This window comes from Arthrobacter citreus (assembly GCF_038405225.1).
In the GTDB taxonomy this organism is placed as follows: domain Bacteria; phylum Actinomycetota; class Actinomycetes; order Actinomycetales; family Micrococcaceae; genus Arthrobacter_B; species Arthrobacter_B citreus_A.
In genome coordinates, this window is the sequence record NZ_CP151657.1 from 1,425,386 (window position 1) to 1,444,063 (window position 18,678).

Below are 18,678 nucleotides of genomic sequence, written 5' to 3' on the forward strand. Positions count from 1 at the left end.
CACTAGCGTGGCTGTCATGACAACCCAGAACAGCAAAGCAGGGCGGCCCGGTTCAGCTCCGACCCTGTCCGGCCCCTCCTCCGCGGGCGTTCCCACCACCAAGATGCAAAGGCGTGTCCTGCTCGGCGGCAGCGTCGGGCAGTTCATCGAGTTTTACGACTTCACCCTCTATGGGCTCACCGCCGTCACCCTGTCCCAGTTGTTTTTCCCCGGCAGTAATCCCATCACCGCCCTGCTGGCCACGTTCGCCACCTTCGGCGTGGCCTTTGTGGTCCGCCCCCTCGGCGGCATCTTCTTTGGCGCCATCGGAGACCGCATCGGCCGCCGCCGCGTCCTCAGCATTACGCTGATCGCCATCGGCGGGGCCACCGCCCTGATGGGCATGCTGCCCACCTACGCACAGATCGGCGCCTGGGCCCCCGCCCTGCTGGTGCTGTGCCGGCTCATCCAGGGATTCTCCGCCGGCGGAGAGTCTGTCGGCGCTCCCTCCTTCGTCTTTGAACACGCTCCGGTCAACAAGCGCGGTTTCTGGATCAACATCACCATCGCCGCCACAGCGCTGCCCTCAGTGGTGGCCGGCACCATGATCCTGATCCTCAGCCAGTCGATGTCGGACGAATCCTTCACCTCGTGGGGCTGGCGCCTGCCGTTCCTGCTGGCCCTTCCGCTGGCGATGTTCGGCGTATGGATCCGCAGCCGCACCGTGGAAAGCGACGCCTTCAAAAATGCCAAAGCGGAGCAGCCCAAGGAGTTCAGCCCCATCCGGGAAACCCTCCGCGAGAACAAGCTCCGCATGGTCCAGGTCATCTTTGTCATGGGCCTGACTGCCATGGGCTTCTACTTCCTGTCCGCCTATTTTGTGTCCTATGTCCAGACCACCGGCGAACTCAGCCGGGAACAGTCACTCATGGTCAACGCCGCCGCACTGGCCCTGTACGCCCTCCTGCTTCCGATGGGCGGCCGGCTCGGAGACCGCTTCGGCCGCAGGCCGCTGCTCATCGCAGGCTCCGCCGCCCTGGCCATCCTGTCGGTGCCCAGCTTCATGCTCGTCACCAGCGGCAGCCTCCCGCTGGCCCTGGCCGGACAGTCCCTGTTCGTTGTGGCCCTCTGCCTCTACGGCGGTGGCTGCTACACGTTCTTTGTCGAGATCTTCACGACCCGCACCCGGTTCACCTCCGCGGCGATCAGTTACAACGGCGCCTATGCGCTCTTCGGCGGCACCGCACCGTTCATCGGTACGGCGCTGGTCGGAAGCACCGGAGTGCCGCATGCACCCGGCTTCTACATGGCCGCGGCCGCCGCCGTCGTCTTCCTCCTGGTCGTCCTGACCAAGGTTCCCGAGACCCGCGGCCGGATGGGATAAGCCCGGCCTACACCCCGGCACGTTCCCGCTCACCGAGCCGCACAACCCAAGGATTCCTCATGAACGCAGCATCATTTCTTACCGATTTCCACACGGTGGCCACCATCGGCGCCACCGCCAACAACGGCGTCGACCGCCAGGCAGCCACTGCCGAGGACGCGCAGACCAGGGACTGGTTTGCCGCCTGGGTACGGGAGGCGGGCTGGGAACTGCGGACCGACAGCATCGGCAACATGTTTGGGCTTGTTGAGTGGACGCCCGGTGCTCCGTACATCGTCATCGGTTCACATTTGGACAGCCAGCCCCTCGGCGGGCGCTTCGACGGAGCATACGGCGTCATCGCCGCACTTCACGCTGCCCGGCAGATCAACGCCGACGTCGAGGCCGGCGCTGAGCGGCCCCGTTTCAATCTTGCGGTGGTGAACTGGTTCAACGAGGAAGGCGGCCGCTTTGCCCCCAGCATCATGGGCAGCTCGGTGTACGCCGGCCTGCTGTCCCGGGAAAAAATGCTTGCGGTCACTGACCTGCAGGGCACCACCGTGCGGGACGCACTCGAACGCATCGGCTACCTGGGAACCCAGGAAGCACCCGAAGCGGCCGGCTACGCGGAGATCCATATTGAGCAGGGCCGCATCCTGGAACGCGAAGAGACCGCCATCGGTGTCGTGGACAGCAGCTGGTACACCCAGAAACTCGACATCGAGGTCCTGGGGGAACAGTCCCACACCGGGGCAACCGCAATGGCGGACCGGCATGACGCCCTGGTGGCCGCGTCCCGCATCATTCTCATGGTCCATGACGTCACCGAAGAGTTTGCCGAAGGAGCCCTTGTCTCCTCTGTTGGGCAGATGACACTGGAACCCAACTCCCCCATCGTGGTGGCACGCCGGGTGCATCTTGTTGCCGATCTGCGCTCCGGCGATCCGCGGATTGTGATGGCCGCGCGGGCCAAACTGATGAAGGACATAGACGACCTTGCCCGGAAGCACGACATCAACGTCAACGTCACTGACTTCGACATCCGGCCCATCCGCCGCTTTCCGCAGGAAGGGCTCGAGCTTGCTGAGCGTGTGGCTGCCGGTCTGGGACTGTCCTCGCGGCGCATCCAGACCATGGCCGGTCACGACTCCGTGGCCATGAACACCGTTGCGCCGTCGGTCATGCTGTTCATACCGAGCGTGGACGGCGTTTCCCACTGTGAACGCGAATTCTCCACCGATGATGACATGGTTCGCGGCCTGGAGATGCTGACCGGCGTCGCCCGCCAACTGGTCTCCGGCGCCCTTGAGGGCACTGCCACCGGCACTTCGGATGCTCCGGAGAGCACAGGTTCCCCGGAGACCAGCGGTGCCCCGGAGGGCGCTGCCGCTCCGGCTGCCACTGCCGCGCCGGCGGATGCCGTCCGCTCATGACCGACCTGCACTATCTGGATGCCACCACAGCCCTCCGGCTCTTCCGCTCCAAGGAACTCTCGCCCGTGGAACTGCTGTCTGCGGTCATGGAACGGACCGGGGCGGTCAATGGGTCCAGGGCCTCCGGCGGATCCATCAACGCAGTCACGGAGACGCTCTTCGACGAAGCGCTGTCCGCTGCGCGCAGCGCCGCTGACAGCTACCGCTCGGGCCGGAACCTGGGTCCGCTGCTCGGGCTGCCCGTGGCGGCGAAGGAAAAGCACGGGCTGAAGGGCCGTACGCTGTCCCAGGGCCTGATGGCCCGGCGGGAGGACATCTCGCCAGCCAATCACCCCGTTATCGACCGGATCCGCGGCGCCGGAGGAATCATCCATCTGCGCACGACGACGCCGGAGTTCAGCTGCGCCACGGTCACCCACAGTCCGCTGTGGGGCGTCACCCGCAACCCGTGGAACCCCCGGCTGTCTCCGGGTGGATCCTCCGGAGGTTCGGGGGCCGCCCTGGCTGCCGGGTTTGCACCCCTGGCCACGGCCTCGGACATCGCCGGATCAACCCGGCTGCCGGCCTCGTTCACCGGGACCGTGGGCTACAAGGCGCCCTACGGCCGGATTCCGGGACTGGCTCCGCTTGCCGCGGACCATTACCGCGGTGACGGTCCCATGGCCAGGACCGTCGCGGACGCGGCCCTGCTGGCCAATGTCATGGCGGGACGGCACCCGGACGATCACGCCTCGCTGCCTTCCGCGCCCGTCATATTGCCCGACGGCGATGCCGCGGCTTCGGTTGCCGGTAAGCGGATCGCGCTGTGCATCCGTTTGGGCAACTATCCGGTGGCGGCCGATGTGGAGGCGAACACCCGGGCTGTCGCCGCTGCGCTGCAGGAGGCCGGCGCCGTGGTGGAGGAGATCGAACTGCCGTGGACCACCGAGATGATCAGCAGGACGATGTTCACCCACTTCGGTTATCTGCTGGGTCCGGCCATGGAGGACGAAACAGCCGGCTCCCCGGAGCTGCTGGCGGACTACACCGTGCGGTTCATGGCCGATGCGCGCAGGGCTGCTGCGGAATTCCGCTTTCTGGACGGCATCACCGCCGAAACCCGGATTCAGGGACAGCTCGCGGCTGCCATGGCTGGCTACGATGTCCTGCTCTGCCCGGCTTCCGCCGTGGCGTCGCTCGACGCCGACGGATCCTACCTGGACGGCATCACCACCGCCGGGGGCCACCTGGAGCACTACTGGCAGGGCCATATGACCGGCGTCTTCAATATCGCCAACCGCTGCCCCGTGCTGGCCGTGCCCAGCGGCATGGCGGACTGCGGCATTCCCACCGGAGTGCAGATTGTGGGTCACCCCTTTGATGAGGATGCCGTCTTTGCGGTGGGAGCAGCAGTGGAGGCGCTGCTGCCCTGGCATGACCGGCACCCTGATCCGCTGCCTGTCCCGGTGCCTTCCTAAGGCACCACATCGGGCTCGACGGACTCAACCACCACCAGTTCATCCACCTGCAGGCGGCCGACATAGAGTTCCTTGATGTCAGCACGGCCGATCCGGAGCCTTCCGATGGCCAGCGCACCAACGGCCACCGCGCCCATGGCCAGGGCGCCCAGCGAAAAGGCGCCGGCGGCCAGGGTCCTGGCGCTCAGCGCGGGAAGCTCCAGCATCGCGCCGTGTCCGTGGGCGTGGTGGTGATGGCCCTGCAGCAAAGGGCCGTGCAGCAGGTGGCCTTTAGGGCCGTGCGGATGGTGATTCGCGAACATGGGAGCCTCCGGTGAGCAGCGGACGGGGAAAGCGCGTCAAGTTCCAGCCTTATGGATCTCCAGCTTTTTTGGATCTCCGCCTTCTGGAATCTTCACAGTGCAGCGGGTTCGCCGGCCGCACAAGCGTCCCCAGCAAAATGCTCCCCGGTCCATACGGACCGGGGAGCATTTTTGCGGACCAGGGACTGTTTTAGTCCTCCGTTGTCCCGGGGGCGGCGGGTGCCGGCGCCGGGGTGGGCACTGGAACCGGTGTAGGAGCCGGTGCGGGAACTGTCGGGGCCGGGGCCGGGGCCACGGGGACCTCCGGTTCGACAGGCGCCGGTGCCGGAGCCGGCGCCTCTGCGGAACCATTGTCAGCGCCGTTGTCCGGCGTTGGCTCCGGTGCCGGCGTCGGATCCTCCTGCGGCTCTTCCTCCGGTTCCGGCTCTTCTTCCCTTTCCGGCTCCGGAGCCGGTGCCGGGACGCGGTTGGGATCCGTCAGCTCGCCGGTTCCGTACAGCGGAGCAACTGCGCGCATGTACTCGGTCCACTGCGCTCCGGCAATGGTCGAGCCGTCCACATAGCTGCGGGCCACACCGTTGATCGGCAGACCGTTCAGCGAGGAATAGGACTTCCAATTCCCCACCCAGGATGCCGTCGAGATGCCCTGCGTGTAACCAACGGTCCAGGTCTGCTCAGAGACGTCGGTGGTGCCGGTTTTTGCTGCTGCGGGGACGCCCAGCGGCGATATGCCGCCGGGTCCGCTCTCCACAAGTTTCTGCAGCGGCTCCGAGACCTCTTTCGCGACCTCCTCGGACATCGCGCGGGAGCACTCCTCCTCCGGTACCGAATAGGACCGGCCCCTGGCATCGGAAACCTGCGTCAGCGCAATGGGCTCGCAGTATTCTCCGCCGCTGGCAAACGTCGCAAACGCAGCAGCCATGGTCATGGGCGCCACTTCCTGTCCGCCCAGGACGAACGAGGGATTATTGACCTCCAGTGGTTCGCCGTCGACGGCGCGGTGCACGCCCATGCGGGTTGCCGCGTCGCGGATGTCGCACAGGTCCAGCTGGGAAGCCTGCGCCACGGTGGCAGTGTTGGCGGACCAGGTGAGCCCGTCCCCCACGGTCATCCTGCGCTCATAACCCTCCTGGGCGTTCTTGAATTTCCACTCGTCGAAATAGGCGTCTTCGGGCAGGCAGCTGGCCGTCCAGTCGTAGCCGGCGGGGTAGGTGGTTCGGGACGCATCGATGACGTCGTCGATGCTTCCGCCGGCCTCAAGCCACGCCACGGTGGTGAAGGGTTTCATGGTTGACCCGGGCTGGAAGCCGTAGGCGGTTCCACCCATTTCCGAGTCCACATTAAAGTTCAGCTGCGTATTGCCCGGGCCTTCCTCTGGCGTGTAGTTCGTGTTCTGCGCCATGGCCAGGATCCTGCCGGTACCCGGTTCCACGGACACCATGGCCGAACCCGCGCCGGAAGCATCGCCGGTGGGCACCTGGGCCTCAATCTGGGCCTGGGCCTGCTCCTGCAGCCGGGAATCAAGCGTGGTGGTAATGGTCAGGCCGCCGCGGGCCAGCAGCTTGGCGCGGGCGGTTTCATCGGGACCAAATTCCTCGGATGCCAGGACCACCTGTTCCACGTAGCTGCAGAAGTACTCGGCCATTTCGGCGCCCACGCAGCCGGAGCGTGCCGCGGGCTGGGGGTTCAGCTGCAGATCCGAGGCGACGGCGTCGTCGTACTCCTGCTGCGTGATCTTGTCATAGCGCAGCATGGCGGCCAGCACCATATCCCGGCGCTCCCTCGTGCCCTCGGGATTCGTGAGCGGGTTGAAGGTGTTCGGCGACTGCACCATCCCCGCGAGCATGGCGGACTGCGGGATGTTCAGCTGCGCGGCCGGAACGCCGAAGAAGGTTTGCGCTGCAGCTTCCACGCCGTAGGTTCGGCCGCTGAACAGCACAATGTTCAGATAGCCCTCAAGGATTTCCTCCTTGGAGAATTCCTTCTCGACGGCGAAGGACAGCTTGGCTTCGCGGATCTTGTCCGTGATGTTCTTGGTTCCGCTGACGGTGAGCTCGTCGGCGCTTTTGCCTTCGGCGACACCCTGGTCAATCAGCACGTTGTTGACGTACTGCATGGTCAGCGTGGATGCGCCCTGGGTGCTGTCCTTGGTCAGGTTCGAGGCCACGGCGCGGGCAACGCCTTTGACGTCCACTCCCCCATGCTCGTAAAAGCGGTTGTCCTCGATGGCGACGATGGCGTCCTGCATGGCAGGCGAAATGTTCTCCAGCGTTACCGGTATCCGGTTTTCCGCATAGAAGGAGGCAATCAGCTGGCCGTCGGCGGAGTAGATCTTGGACCCTTCGTCCAGGGGTCCGGTCTCCAGCTCGTCGGGCAGGTCCTCGAGGGAGTCGAGGACCTGGTGGGCGCCGGAAGCAGCCACCGCCGTCGTGGGAATAAAGATGCCGGCCACGAGCGCGCCGCAGAGGGCGCTCACCGCCAGAAACAACACCAGCCGGCCGGAGGTGCCGAGTCTGCCCAGCAAGGAGGAGTTGTTTTGTCGCATCCGCCCAAGATACAACCCGTTTCTGGAGAGGACACCTTGACGGCCTGTGTCACACCGGGTAGAACACGGGGAGGTTTCCGCCTTCGGCCGGGGTTTCCCGGTGCCGCCCCGGTGCCGCCGGGCCGATGTGCTGAGAAAAAGATCACATACGGGAAGCCGCTTTTGGGTGACCTCCTGTCCGGTATACGCTGTACACATGAAACAACGTTCCGACCCTGAGCGGGGTCCCCTCTCGGCTGCCGCCATTGCAGCCTGCGGACTCGAACTGGCGGACCGGGAGGGTCTGGAAGCCGTCTCCATGCGCAATATTGCCGAGATCCTCGGCGTCTCAGCCATGGCCTTGTACCGGCACGTGGAAAACCGCGAAGCCCTTCTGCTGGCTATGGCTGCCGAAGCAGGCACTCAATTTGTCCTCCTGCCGGCGTCCCCGGGCACCTGGCAGGAAATGCTCCGGCACCTGGCCAGTGCGCAGTGGGATGGGTTCCAGCAGCATCCCTGGCTCCTGCAGATAGTCCTTGGTCCAAGCCGGCTGCTGGACATGGCCTCTGCCGCAGAGCTCGAGGTGCTTCTCCAGGCACTCAAGGCCGCAGGGCTGCCCGAGGACGAGTGCTTTGACTGCGTGCTGGGGATATCCGGCATCGCCATCGGTGCTTCTGTCCTCGCCCTTGCCGCCAACCCGGGTCCGGGCCGGTACCGCCCCACCCGGCCAAACGCCGTCGTACACCTGAATGCCGACGACGGCGCCCCGGCAGGATCCCTCACGGCCCGGTTCCACAGCCGCGGCATCACTTATGACGCGTCGCGCCGCTCCCTGGACTTTGCAGTGGACAACTTCCTGCTCGGGCTGGAAGCCCGAATCGAAACAAGCGTCCGGATGCGGCAAGACAAGCACTCCGGTTTAGAGAAGGAACAAGAGTGAAACTGAGCAACAAAACAGCCATTGTCACCGGCGGTGCCGGTGGCATTGGCCAGGGCATTGTCCGGCACTTCCTTTCCGAGGGTGCCAAGGTGGCTGTGGTGGACATCGACCAGGAGCAGGGCGACAAGCTCGTTGCCGAGCTGTCCGGCCTTGGAGAACTGATTTTCATCCGCCGCGACATCTCCCTGCCGGAAAGCGCCGCCGAAATCGTCGCCGAAACCGTTGCGCGCTTTGGCGGCCTGGACATCCTTGTCAACAACGCCCACGCCTCCAAGCAGGCACCGATTCTGGAGACGACGCCGGAAATCTGGAACCTGTCCTTCGGCACCGGCACCCTCGCCACCCTGTACCTCATGCAGGCAGCCCACCCCGAGCTGAAGAAGACCCGCGGCAGCATCATCAACTTCGGATCCGGTGCCGGCATCAAGGGCCTGCCCAACCAAGTGGCCTATGCAGCTGCCAAGGAAGCAATCCGTGCCATCACCCGCACCGCGGCGAACGAATGGGCCGCGGACGGCATCCGCGCCAATGTCGTCAGTCCGGTGGCGCTGACTCCGGGCATTGTGCAATGGAGCAAGGCATACCCCGAGCAGTACCAGGAAGTTGTGGACAGCGTGCCGCTGGGCCGTTTGGGTGATCCGGAGAAGGACATCGCACCCATTGTTGCCTTCCTGGCCAGCGACGAATCCCGGTACCTCACCGGCCAAACGCTGATGGCCGACGGCGGCACCATCAAGCTGTACTAGAACGGCATGGCCGGCCGGACTTTTCCGGCCGGCCTCGGCTGTAGGGTAACGGCATGGAAACCCGGCGGAGCCCCGGCCGGCACGCCGGCACCTTGTCCGAGCACGACCTGCGCCACCTCCGCCTGGCTTCCCAGCTTCTGGTGACCGCTGGTCCCGGCCAGAATGCCGGTTCCAGCCATAACGCGGGTTCCAGTCAGGATGCCGGTTCCGGCCGCCCCGCCGAGACCGTGCGGCGGCTCCTTGCCGTCCAGGCCCAAAACCTTGCCGGCGCCTTCTGGAGCGTCGGCCAGCGCACCCCGGGAACCACGCTCGGTGGCGTCGAAGCGGACATGGCCGCCGGCGTCGTCGTCCTCACCTGGCCCATGCGCGGCACGCTGCATCTGGTGCACGCGGACGACGCCGAGTGGCTGCTGCCGCTGCTGGCGCCAAGGGCTGCCGCGGGGCGCGGAAAGCTGTGGCGCGATGCTGGGCTGACGGATGCCGTTTTCGACCGGGCTGCCGCCGTGCTGTCGGAAGCCCTGACTGACGGTCCACAGACACGGCCTGAGGTGCTCGGCATTCTGGAGAGGGCCGGGATCAGCAGCGAAGGCCAGCGCGGCTCACATCTGCTCCGCCATCTGGCCGAGCGCCGTGTCATTATTTTCGGTCCGCGCCGGGGCAAGACGCAGACCTTCATGCGCTACGAGGATCTTATTGTTGTTGGCGGCACCGAATTCGGCCGGGATGAATCGCTGCGGCTGCTCGCGCTGCGGTACATGAGGGGACACGGCCCCGCCACGGAGCAGGATTTGGCCTGGTGGACCGGCCTGACGCTGCGTGATGCTCGGACTGCCGTGGCCCTGGCCGCTCCCGACCTCGCCGCAGTGGCGGTCGCGGACCGGCTTTACTATCTCGATCGTGACGTTCTGGCCGGCTATGAAGGTTCGGGCTGTATAGGCCCCGGACACAGCGGCCCAGAGGAAGCCAGCGGCGGGGAAAGTTCTCCCGCCATACATTTCCTCCCTGGTTTCGACGAGTTCCACATCGGGTATGCCGACCGCCAGTTGATTCTCGCGCCTGAACACCAGGTCCTGGTGGGGCCCGGGAAGAACGGACTGTTTCGTGCACCAGTCATTATTGACGGCATCATTGCCGGGATCTGGTCGGCGGAGGGGCGAAAGGGGCAGGTTGATGTGGATGTGGTGGTGTTCGCCGGCTCTTCCGGCGCGGACCCGTTGTCGCGCCAGGCGGAGGCGTTAAGACTGGAATCACTGACCAGGGGCGCGCGGGCAGCGGCTGACGCTTACGGGAATTTCCTGGGCCGTGAAATCGAAGTCCAGGTGCGGCGGTCATAGCGGCAGGTATCCGTCCTGAAGCGCAGGTACTTGGTTGAAAAAGACGGGTATCTAAGGGGCCTCAAAAGCACCTGCAGAGGCCCGTTTGGGGCTCTTTTGGAGCCGGAAATGTCAGAGCCGGGTGAAACCCTGAGGTTATGGATCAGAACGGATCTCTTCCCGGCAGCGACAGCGGACAGGCCGCAGTCCGCAGCGTGTCGGTGTTTCTTGCCGGGCCTGGAGCGGGGGCCGCCACGTCCGCCGGTGCTGATCCTGCCGCCACTCCTGCCAATGCCGCGGCCCTCAGCAACGCCGCCACTGGCCCCGCCACCGGCACCGCTTCCGCCAACGCCATTACTCCTGCCAGCGCCACCACGGGCAGTAATTATCAGGACGGACTCACAGGATCGTTGGCCCTGCAGAACTTGGATTCGCTGACCGAGGAACAAGCCGGTGGAGTCTTGTCCCAGTTGAACCGTCTCACCCGTTGGGTGCAGGCACAGCAGGCGAAGGTCCTTTGCCGGATGCAAAACATCTACGAAAGCGAGAGTATGTTCCTGTCCGGCATGCCGGACTCGGACATGGCCTTCAGTCTCGCAGCCGAAGAAGCCGCTGCCATCCTGGGCATTCCCTCGGGTACCGGAAGAGCGCTGATGAGTGAGGCCGGTAACCTCTGTGCCGCCAACACCGCCACGCTGGGGCGCTTGGAGGCCGGAGAAATCAGCTACGGGCATGCCGAGACCGTGCTGGAGCAGTGTGTGGGAATCGCACCTGCCGATGTCCTGTCGTTTGAGGCACAGCTACTGGAGCTTGCTGCTGGACAGACGAAGGCGCAGTTCCGGGTGCGGGCTCAGCGTCTGCGGGAGAGTCATTATCCGGAGACGATCGTCGAGCGTCAGCGGACTGCCTTTGACCAGCGGAGGGTGTGGCTGCGCCCGGAACCGGATGGCATGGCCTGGCTGTCCGCGATGCTGCCGGCGGAAAAGGCGCTGGGGATATATCACCAGCTCACTGCAGCGGCTCGCGGAGAGCAGGCTGCTGGAGATTCCCGGACAGTGGATCAGCTGCGCACGGATATTCTCGCTGACCTTTTGGGCGGCCACGGCCAAAACAAGGACGACGACGGCGACGGCCGCAGCCGAGGTGGTGCCGGCGGCAGGAGCCGGGGAACGGCGAAGAGGCACCAGAAAGCCGAAGGCCATAACCGTCGACATGGGTCCAGCTCTGACAAGGCCGCCAGGGGTGAGCGCACCAGCTCCGACAAGGCCGGCCCCGGCGAGGACACCGGCACCGGAAGCGGGACCTGCCGCATTGGCCACGGCCCGCGGGCACGAACCGAAATTCTGGTGATTATCAATGCTGAAACTCTCTTCGGCGCCGATGATCGGCCTGCAGAACTGCTCGGCTACGGACCCCTCAGCCCCGAAACGGCCCGCCGAATGGCCCGCAAAGCCGCCCGCTGGACGCCTGCCGAGCGGGATCCGGATACTGAAGAAATCCTGCGGATCGGCCGAAGCAGAAAACCCGCCGCGGGACTTAAACGATTCCTGCGGGCCCGGGACGGAACATGCAGGTTCCCCGGATGCCGGGCAAACGCCGTGATTTCCGAGATTGACCATACAAAACCTTGGGCCCAGGGCGGCGCAACGGATCACGACAACCTCGAGCATCTGTGCCGACGCCATCACATGTTCAAAACCGAAGGATTCTGGAAGGCACATCAACCGAGTCCAGGGGTAATTGAATGGACTTCACCCGGGGGCCGACGCTACCGCACCGAACCACACCTCACCCTTGCTCCGGATTCAGAAGGCAGGAAAAGGACTCCGAATGCAGAGAGCAAGAAGACGGCCTCGGCTCTGGAGGGCAAGGGAAGGTCAGGCCTGACTGCAGAGGGTAAGAGAGGGACGGCCCCGGCTGCAGAGAACAAGAGAGGAACTCAGCACGCGGGTCTTGATGCACACTGCAGCAGTCCGGATGACTATGGCGACGATCCTCCACCCTTCTGACACGGATGGTTGCCATGACACAGCTAGTTGCCCTTCTGGCACGACTGGTTGCCCTGACACAGCTGGTTGCCCTTCTGATACGGCCGGTCGCGAGTTCGAACAAATGATGGGCGTTGGAGTCTGAATCGCGGTGGCTGAGCAGTCATCAACGGTAAGCTCAGCACATGGCACGATACTTTGACATCCACCCCGAGAATCCGCAGCAGCGCACCATCGGTCAGGTTGTTGCGATCCTTCGCTCAGGCGGATTGATCGCTTATCCAACTGACTCCTGCTACGCCCTCGGAGCCCAGCTGAGCAACAAGGATGCGTTGGATCGGATCCGGTCCATCCGGCACTTGGACGACAAGCATCACTTCACCTTGATGTGCCGGGACTTCGCCCAGCTGGGGCAATTCGTCAAGATGGACAACGACATCTTCCGGAGCATCAAAGCTGTCACTCCGGGCAGCTATACCTTCATCCTGCCGGCAGTGAAGGAAGTGCCGCGCTGGTTGGCTCAGCCGAAGAAGAAGACTGTTGGCGTCCGCATCCCGGACAACAAGGTGGTGCTGGCACTCCTGGAAGAACTGGGCGAGCCGATGATCTCCAGCACTCTGCTGCTGCCGGGCGAAGAAGATCCCCTGACCGAAGGCTGGGAGATCAAGGAACGCCTGGACCATCAGGTGGACGCGGTACTGGATGCCGGGTTCTGCCGGCCGGACCTCACCACCGTCGTCGACTTCTCCAGCGGTGAGCCGGAAATCGTCCGGTACGGCACGGGCGACCCCTCCCGCTTCGAATAACAGGCGCACGCAGCAGCACCGTGGCAGGCTGGACGCATGGCACTGCACATCGGAACCTCCGGCTGGAGCTACAACCACTGGCGGAACGTGCTGTATCCGCCCGGACTGCCGAACCGGCTGTGGCTGGAGACCTATGCCGCCGAGTTCGACACGGTTGAATACAACGGGAGCTTTTACCGCTGGCCGCGTGAGCCGGCCTTTGCCGCATACCGCGAGCGGCTGCCCGGGAACTTCCAGTTCTCCGTTAAGGCGCCCCGCGGTCTGACTCACGCGCGCAAACTCCGGGAACCCGAAGAATGGATTGGGCGCATCAGCCGCTGCTGGAAGGAGCTCGGCGACACGGCCGGAGTCCTGATTGTGCAGCTGCCGCCTGACATGGAGCGCGACGACGCCCGGCTGGACTATTTCCTCTCGGCACTCCCCCGCGACATCAAAACCGCAGTGGAGTTCCGCCATCCCAGCTGGGAAACCGAAGACGTGTACGGTCTCCTCGCCCGGTATAACGCCGCATACACCGTCATGAGCGGAGCGCATCTCCCCTGCAACCTGCGCGCCACGGCGTCGTTTGTCTACGTACGGATGCACGGACCGGATAACGAATACCTCTACGCAGGCTCGTACAGCGATGCTGACCTGAGCTGGTGGGCCGGGCGGATCCGGGAATGGGAGCAGTCAGGCAGGGACGTTTACGTGTACTTCAACAACGACGGCGAGGGCCACGCGGTCCGCAATGCGCGGACCCTGCGCGAGCTCCTGCCCTGAACTACTGCCCTAGGGGATCCGACTGCCGTACATGTTGCCCGACGACTTCACGCCGCCAGGACCGCGGTGACGGCCAGCCAGCTCAGCACCGTGGTGACGGAAGTCCACAAGAGAATCGCCATACCCTGCCAGAAGAGGACCCGTCCACGCGGAATGCCGGATGCAACGAGCAGTATTGAAGTGAATTGGGTCGGGACGGCCAGCGGCCCCAGGAGGCTTGCTCCCGGCACGCCGAAACGGACCAGCCAGGTCCGGAAGCGCCGTCGGCCCTTCGACTCTTTTTCTACGGCCCTGCTGCCGTCAACGTCCGGCTGCACGGCGAGCGCTGTATTCCCGCGCCCATTGCCTCCGTGGGCCCGGGCTTCCTGCCGGACCACAACGGCCGTGCGGGTCCTGGCACTCAGGAAAACGATCAGGAACACGCACAGGAAGTTGCCTGCCGCGGCAGCGGCTCCAGCCACTATGGGGTTAAGGCCGCCAACAACACCAATGACCGCCCCGCCTTCACCTTCAATAAAAGGAACGGCCCCGGCAACCAGGACGATGAATGGCTGGATAATCTCCGGTACGGTGGCGATCGCGTCTTGGAAAGTGCGGACAAGGTTCTCGATGGGACTCACGGGTTTTCCTCCAGCAGCATCGGTTACCGGGGTTTTTCCCGGCTGCCTCCCACTAGAAACCGTGTTCCCGGAACAGGGTCAAGCCCGGAACAAGATGGGCTCGCTGCTTAGGGGCGGCTCGAAAGCAGTGAGGGTCCGTCGCCGCCCATATGCTGACAAGCCTATTTGCCGGTTACCTGCCGCTCAACCCCGCTCAACCCCGCTCAACCCCGCTCAACCCCACTCAACCGCCGCCGTCGGCGCCGTCCTCGACATGACCGCGGACCTCCTCTGCGGCAGCCAGAACCGCACGCAACAGCACGTCAAGCTGGGCGGGGCTGTAGAGGCCCGGCATCGAATCGGTGAGTATCTGCAAATTCCTGCGATCACCGGTGGATTTGCTGGTAAACGGCTCCAACAGCCACGGATAGTCGCGGAAATCCCGGACCATGCCCGGCACCATTCGCTCGGCCAGTCGCTGTCTTGTCTGCTCGTCAGCGTCGTCAGGGAGCCGATCAATTTCCGTGCTGGTCGAGTCGGTGTCGGCCTCGACCATCCGACGGATATCGGTGAGCTTTTCGTCGTCGAAAACCTGCGCCAGAAGGTGGATGGCCGAGCTGTCCGACTGCGTGAGCCTGGCCGCGACATGCTCGAAACCGGCGGGGCCGTCTGCCGGCGCGCCCTCCCGCAGAATTGCCGCTATGTCCGCCCGCGTTTTCTGCAGCCGCTCAATTCCCGCTTCCAGTTGCGCATCAATTTCGCGCAGCGCAGCCGCAGCGTCCCGGGGTGCCTCAGCTACGGTGCTGATCTGTCCCAGCGGTATCCCCAGGTCGACCATGCGCCGGATGCGCAGCAGGCGCACCAGATGTCCCACTTCGTACTGCTTGTACCCGTTGTATCTGCGGAGGGGTTCATCAAGGAGCCCAAGCCGGTGGTAGTGGCGGACGGTGTTTACCGTCGTCCCCGCCAGCCTTGCCAGTTCGCTGGTGCTCCATCCCATCCCGCCATCCTCCCACGAGGTTATTCACGCTCGCGGCGTTCAAAGGTTCCGAGCGTCGCGCGGCTCAGGTGCAGCTCCAGACGCCGACGCCTGGAGGCTCTTCACCACCCGTGCCGGATTGCCGACAACAACCACATTGGCGGGCACATCGCGGGTGACCACGGAGCCTGCACCGATCACTGAGTTCTCTCCCACGCTGACTCCGGGAAGGACAATCGCGCCGCCGCCAATCCACACATTGTTGCCAATGACAATCGGCTGGGCGGCTTCCAACTTGTCCCGCCGGGGTCCCGGCTCCACCGGATGGGTTGGCGTCAGGAGCTGCACGTTGGGGCCAATCTGGACGTCGTCGCCGATGGTTATCGATGCAACGTCCAAAGCCGTGAAGCTGTAGTTGATGAAGGTGCGTGCTCCCACGGTCAGGTACGTCCCGTAATCGACATAGATGGGCGGACGGATCTCGGAACCATCACCCAATCCCCCCAGCAGCTCGCGGAGGATGCCCACAGCCGCACTCCGGTCCTGGGCCCAGGTCCGGTTGTACCGGTCAGCCAGCTCGATGGCCCGGATGCTGTGCCGCGCGAGCTCCGGGTCGTCAGCAATGTAGAGGTCTCCGGCCGCCATCCGTTCCCGCATCGAACGGGAATCACCGGCAAAGTAATCAGTCATGGCTGCGGAGCCTTTCGGTCGACAGCTTCCACCGTACCGAAAAGCCGGCCATCAAATGTGGGGTGGTGGGCGTGGAAGGGCGGCCGGCAAGCAGCACGCTGTGGACGCGGAGGCCGACGCTCAGCGTTCCTTGGCTAAAAAGCAAGCGCAGCAGGGGAAACTGACCCCTAATCCCCCGCATTCCGATCCGTCCGGACAATCTCCCTTGACCGCGTGCATCCGGATGCGAACTGTTGACGCAGGGGTCACTTCCGCCTCGGAAGGACACCTTCATCACGGGGGACAAAAGGTGGCCGGAACACTGCCGGCCTTTCCACCGCACTCTGGGAGGAACGTCGCTGTGAAGTATTCAAATGCGGGAAAAAACACCATGCGGTTCGTAACGACGGCGGCTGTTGCCGCCGTCGTTTTTTCTGGCACCGCACCCACACCGGCCATGCAGGGAAATGGACACGGCGGTGGAGGGGGCGACGGCGGTTCCCCCGGCGCCAAGAACGTGATCCTCATGGTTGGTGACGGGATGGGACCGGGACAACGGGAAGCGATCCGGCTGGGGCTGGTGGGCCTGACCGGCGAACTAGAAATGGACGCCATGCCATCCGTGGGACGGGTCCACACCAACTCAGCGGATCCCGGAACCTTCGTCACCGACTCGGCTGCCGCAGCCACGGCCATGTCCACCGGGGTAAAGACCTACAACGGCGCCATAGGCGTTGACCTCAACCAGCAGCCGGTCACCACGGCATTGGAGGTGGCTGAAGAACTGGGCAAGTCCACGGGACTGGTCACCACAAGTAACGTCACTGACGCCACTCCGGCGGCGTTCGGCTCACACGTGCTGGACCGGGACGAGCAGAGCGCCATTGCACGGCAGTTCCTGGAAAGCAGCAAGCCGGAGGTTATCCTGGGCGGCGGTGAGGACTACTGGTATCCGGCCGGAGACCCGGGACGGCTGCCGGACAACCCGCCTGAGGATCCATCAGAGCAAAGTGCCGGAACCGAAGGGAACCTCGTGGAGGAAGCGCAGGCCCTCGGCTACGAGTACGTCTGGGACCTGGAGGGCCTGCAACAGGCTGACTCGTCCATGCTGCTGGGCCTGTTCTCGAACCAGGAGATGTTCCAATACGGGGACGATGTCGAGGAGCTGTACCAGCCCACGGTGCCGCTGACGGAGATGACAGCCAAGGCACTGGAGGTGTTGTCCAGCGGAGGGACAGTCGACGACGACGACGGCAACGGCAACGGAGCCGGCAACGGTGACGGCCGTGGCAACGAAGCGCAGGGCCATGGAGGCGGCAAGGGCGGCGGACACGGCCACGGAAATGGCCACGGCAACGGCGACGGTAACGGCAACGGCGACGAGGGTTTTTTCCTCCTGGTGGAGGAGGAAGGCATTGACGCCTTCAGCCACGTCAACGACGCCGAGCTCACCATCGAATCGGGAATCGAGTTTGACCGCTCCGTGGCCCTGGCCAAGGACTTCGCGGAACAGGACGGTGACACCCTGGTGATCGTGGTGGGTGATCACCAGACGGGCGGCATGACGATCGAAGCGGTCGATGTTCCCGAACCGGGCGAGGAACCGGATGAGTCCGGTGACGGTCCCTCAGCCGAGGACGGCCCGCTGCCGGTGGCCAATTCGGAGCAGCAGTTCATGGTGGATTGGACCACCGGCGGACACACTGCACTGGATGTTCCCCTAACGGCAATGGGTCCGGGGTCCGAGCTGCTGACCGGGGTCTATGAGAACACCAACATCTTCGACGTCATGGTCGAGCTCATGCGTGCCGGTGCGGACGACGGCGGGAATGGCGGCGGCGAAAATCCGCCTCCGGACTGGGGCCATTCCAAGGCCCGGTTCGATCTGCAGTCCCACCGCGGCGGCCGCGGCGAGTACACGGAAGAATCCCTGACAGCCTTTGCCCATTCGCTGGAGCTGGGCGTCACCACACTGGAACTGGACACGCACCTGACCGAGGACGGCTCAGTGATCGTGTGGCACGATGACGTGATCATGCCGGAAAAGTGCCGCGACACCGCACCGGCCCAGCCCGCGGACCCGGAGTTCCCCTACGTGGGCGACCGCGTTGCGCTCCTGGACCTGGCCCAGGTCAAAACCCTGGACTGCGGGTTCCAACAACTGCCGGGCTACCCGGAACAGGACGTTGTGGAGGGCAACCGCATCGCCGAACTGCGCGATGTTTACGCCCTGGCCGATGCCTATGACGCCCGAAAGATCCGCTTCAACGTCGAAACCAAGGTTGAGGAGGGCCTGTGGGGCGGACCGGAAATGGAAGCCCTGACCCGCGCCGTCGTCGCTGAGGTTGAGGCCTCCGGCCGGGAACGCCGCACCACCATTCAGTCCTTTGACTGGGCGGCCCTGAACCTGGTGGCCGAAATCGCTCCGGACCTGAAGCTTGTGGCACTCGCTGAAGACGCCGCAGCCCTGCAGGTGGGCCAGCCCGGAGCAGCACCCCAGCTCGGCGGAATCGACATTGACGACTACAACGGCTCGCCGGCACTGGCGGCAGCCGCAGCCGGATATGACGTCCTTTCCCCGCTTGCCACAACGGTCACTGCGCAGCTGATCCAAGAGGCGCACGACGCCGGTTTGCCTGTGATTCCCTGGACGGTGAACACTGCGGAAGCCATGAATGCCCTGATGGATTTGGGTGTTGACGGCCTCATTACCGACTATCCGACCCTGCTGCGCTCGGTTATGGAGGAACGTGGACTGAAGCTGCCGCGGGCCTACAGCACTTCCTAGTGGGCGCAGTCTTTGCCGCAAAGCGTGACG

At 64.6% G+C, this 18,678-nt stretch carries 15 protein-coding genes; 10 read left to right on the top strand and 5 right to left on the bottom strand.

Annotation, left to right across the window (positions count from 1 at the left end; translation table 11 throughout):
* Positions 1-16: 16 nt before the first annotated feature.
* From AAE021_RS06535 to AAE021_RS06545, 3 genes are read left to right on the top strand one after another with little or no spacing between them, the layout of a single operon-like run.
* On the top strand, positions 17-1,363 hold the full coding sequence (locus AAE021_RS06535; RefSeq protein ID WP_342024801.1) for an MFS transporter: 1,347 nt from the start codon (positions 17-19) through the stop codon (positions 1,361-1,363).
* A gap of 59 nt (positions 1,364-1,422) precedes the next feature.
* The gene (locus AAE021_RS06540) at positions 1,423-2,775 is read left to right on the top strand and encodes a M20 family metallo-hydrolase (RefSeq protein ID WP_342024802.1); all 1,353 of its coding nucleotides are present in this window, start codon (positions 1,423-1,425) and stop codon (positions 2,773-2,775) included.
* Positions 2,772-4,232, top strand: a complete 1,461-nt coding sequence (locus AAE021_RS06545; RefSeq protein ID WP_342024803.1) for an amidase — start codon at positions 2,772-2,774, stop codon at positions 4,230-4,232. Before AAE021_RS06540 ends, AAE021_RS06545 begins: the two co-directional genes overlap by 4 nt.
* Here AAE021_RS06545 and AAE021_RS06550 read toward each other — a convergent pair.
* A complete protein-coding gene (locus AAE021_RS06550; protein WP_342024804.1) occupies positions 4,229-4,534 on the bottom strand; it encodes a hypothetical protein in 306 nt (101 codons plus the stop codon). The two genes, AAE021_RS06545 and AAE021_RS06550, sit on opposite strands and share 4 nt — an antisense overlap.
* Before the next feature lie 190 nt (positions 4,535-4,724).
* The gene (locus tag AAE021_RS06555) at positions 4,725-7,079 is read right to left on the bottom strand and encodes a transglycosylase domain-containing protein (RefSeq protein ID WP_342024805.1); all 2,355 of its coding nucleotides are present in this window, start codon (positions 7,077-7,079) and stop codon (positions 4,725-4,727) included.
* Positions 7,080-7,275: 196 nt separating this feature from the next.
* Between AAE021_RS06555 and AAE021_RS06560 the strand changes: the two genes are divergently transcribed.
* The 6 genes from AAE021_RS06560 (at position 7,276) to AAE021_RS06585 (ending at position 13,613) form a co-directional block, all read left to right on the top strand.
* Entirely contained in the window at positions 7,276-7,998 is a 723-nt protein-coding gene (locus tag AAE021_RS06560; protein WP_342024806.1) for a TetR/AcrR family transcriptional regulator, read from the top strand.
* Entirely contained in the window at positions 7,995-8,744 is a 750-nt protein-coding gene (locus tag AAE021_RS06565) for an SDR family oxidoreductase (protein ID WP_342024807.1), read from the top strand. The genes AAE021_RS06560 and AAE021_RS06565 overlap by 4 nt, the downstream gene beginning before the upstream one ends.
* A gap of 53 nt (positions 8,745-8,797) precedes the next feature.
* Complete coding sequence (locus AAE021_RS06570; RefSeq protein ID WP_342024808.1) at positions 8,798-10,078, top strand: winged helix DNA-binding domain-containing protein; 1,281 nt, start codon at positions 8,798-8,800, stop codon at positions 10,076-10,078.
* A 137-nt stretch (positions 10,079-10,215) separates the two neighbouring features.
* Positions 10,216-12,066, top strand: a complete 1,851-nt coding sequence (locus tag AAE021_RS06575; protein WP_342024809.1) for an HNH endonuclease signature motif containing protein — start codon at positions 10,216-10,218, stop codon at positions 12,064-12,066.
* Between the two features lie 164 nt (positions 12,067-12,230).
* A complete protein-coding gene (locus AAE021_RS06580) occupies positions 12,231-12,851 on the top strand; it encodes an L-threonylcarbamoyladenylate synthase (protein WP_342024810.1) in 621 nt (206 codons plus the stop codon).
* A gap of 36 nt (positions 12,852-12,887) precedes the next feature.
* The gene (locus AAE021_RS06585; RefSeq protein WP_342024811.1) at positions 12,888-13,613 is read left to right on the top strand and encodes a DUF72 domain-containing protein; all 726 of its coding nucleotides are present in this window, start codon (positions 12,888-12,890) and stop codon (positions 13,611-13,613) included.
* A gap of 47 nt (positions 13,614-13,660) precedes the next feature.
* Here the strand turns inward: AAE021_RS06585 and AAE021_RS06590 are convergent, their stop codons facing one another.
* The 3 genes from AAE021_RS06590 to AAE021_RS06600 form a co-directional block, all read right to left on the bottom strand.
* Positions 13,661-14,233, bottom strand: a complete 573-nt coding sequence (locus tag AAE021_RS06590) for a small multidrug efflux protein (RefSeq protein ID WP_342024812.1) — start codon at positions 14,231-14,233, stop codon at positions 13,661-13,663.
* Between the two features lie 223 nt (positions 14,234-14,456).
* Positions 14,457-15,212 carry a MerR family transcriptional regulator gene (locus tag AAE021_RS06595; RefSeq protein WP_342024813.1) on the bottom strand — a complete coding sequence of 252 codons (756 nt, stop codon included), beginning with the start codon at positions 15,210-15,212 and terminating at the stop codon, positions 14,457-14,459.
* Positions 15,213-15,251: 39 nt separating this feature from the next.
* Positions 15,252-15,881, bottom strand: a complete 630-nt coding sequence (locus tag AAE021_RS06600) for a sugar O-acetyltransferase (RefSeq protein WP_342024814.1) — start codon at positions 15,879-15,881, stop codon at positions 15,252-15,254.
* 340 nt (positions 15,882-16,221) lie between these two features.
* Between AAE021_RS06600 and AAE021_RS06605 the strand changes: the two genes are divergently transcribed.
* The gene (locus tag AAE021_RS06605; RefSeq protein WP_342024815.1) at positions 16,222-18,648 is read left to right on the top strand and encodes an alkaline phosphatase; all 2,427 of its coding nucleotides are present in this window, start codon (positions 16,222-16,224) and stop codon (positions 18,646-18,648) included.
* The last annotated feature ends 30 nt before the right edge of the window (positions 18,649-18,678 follow it).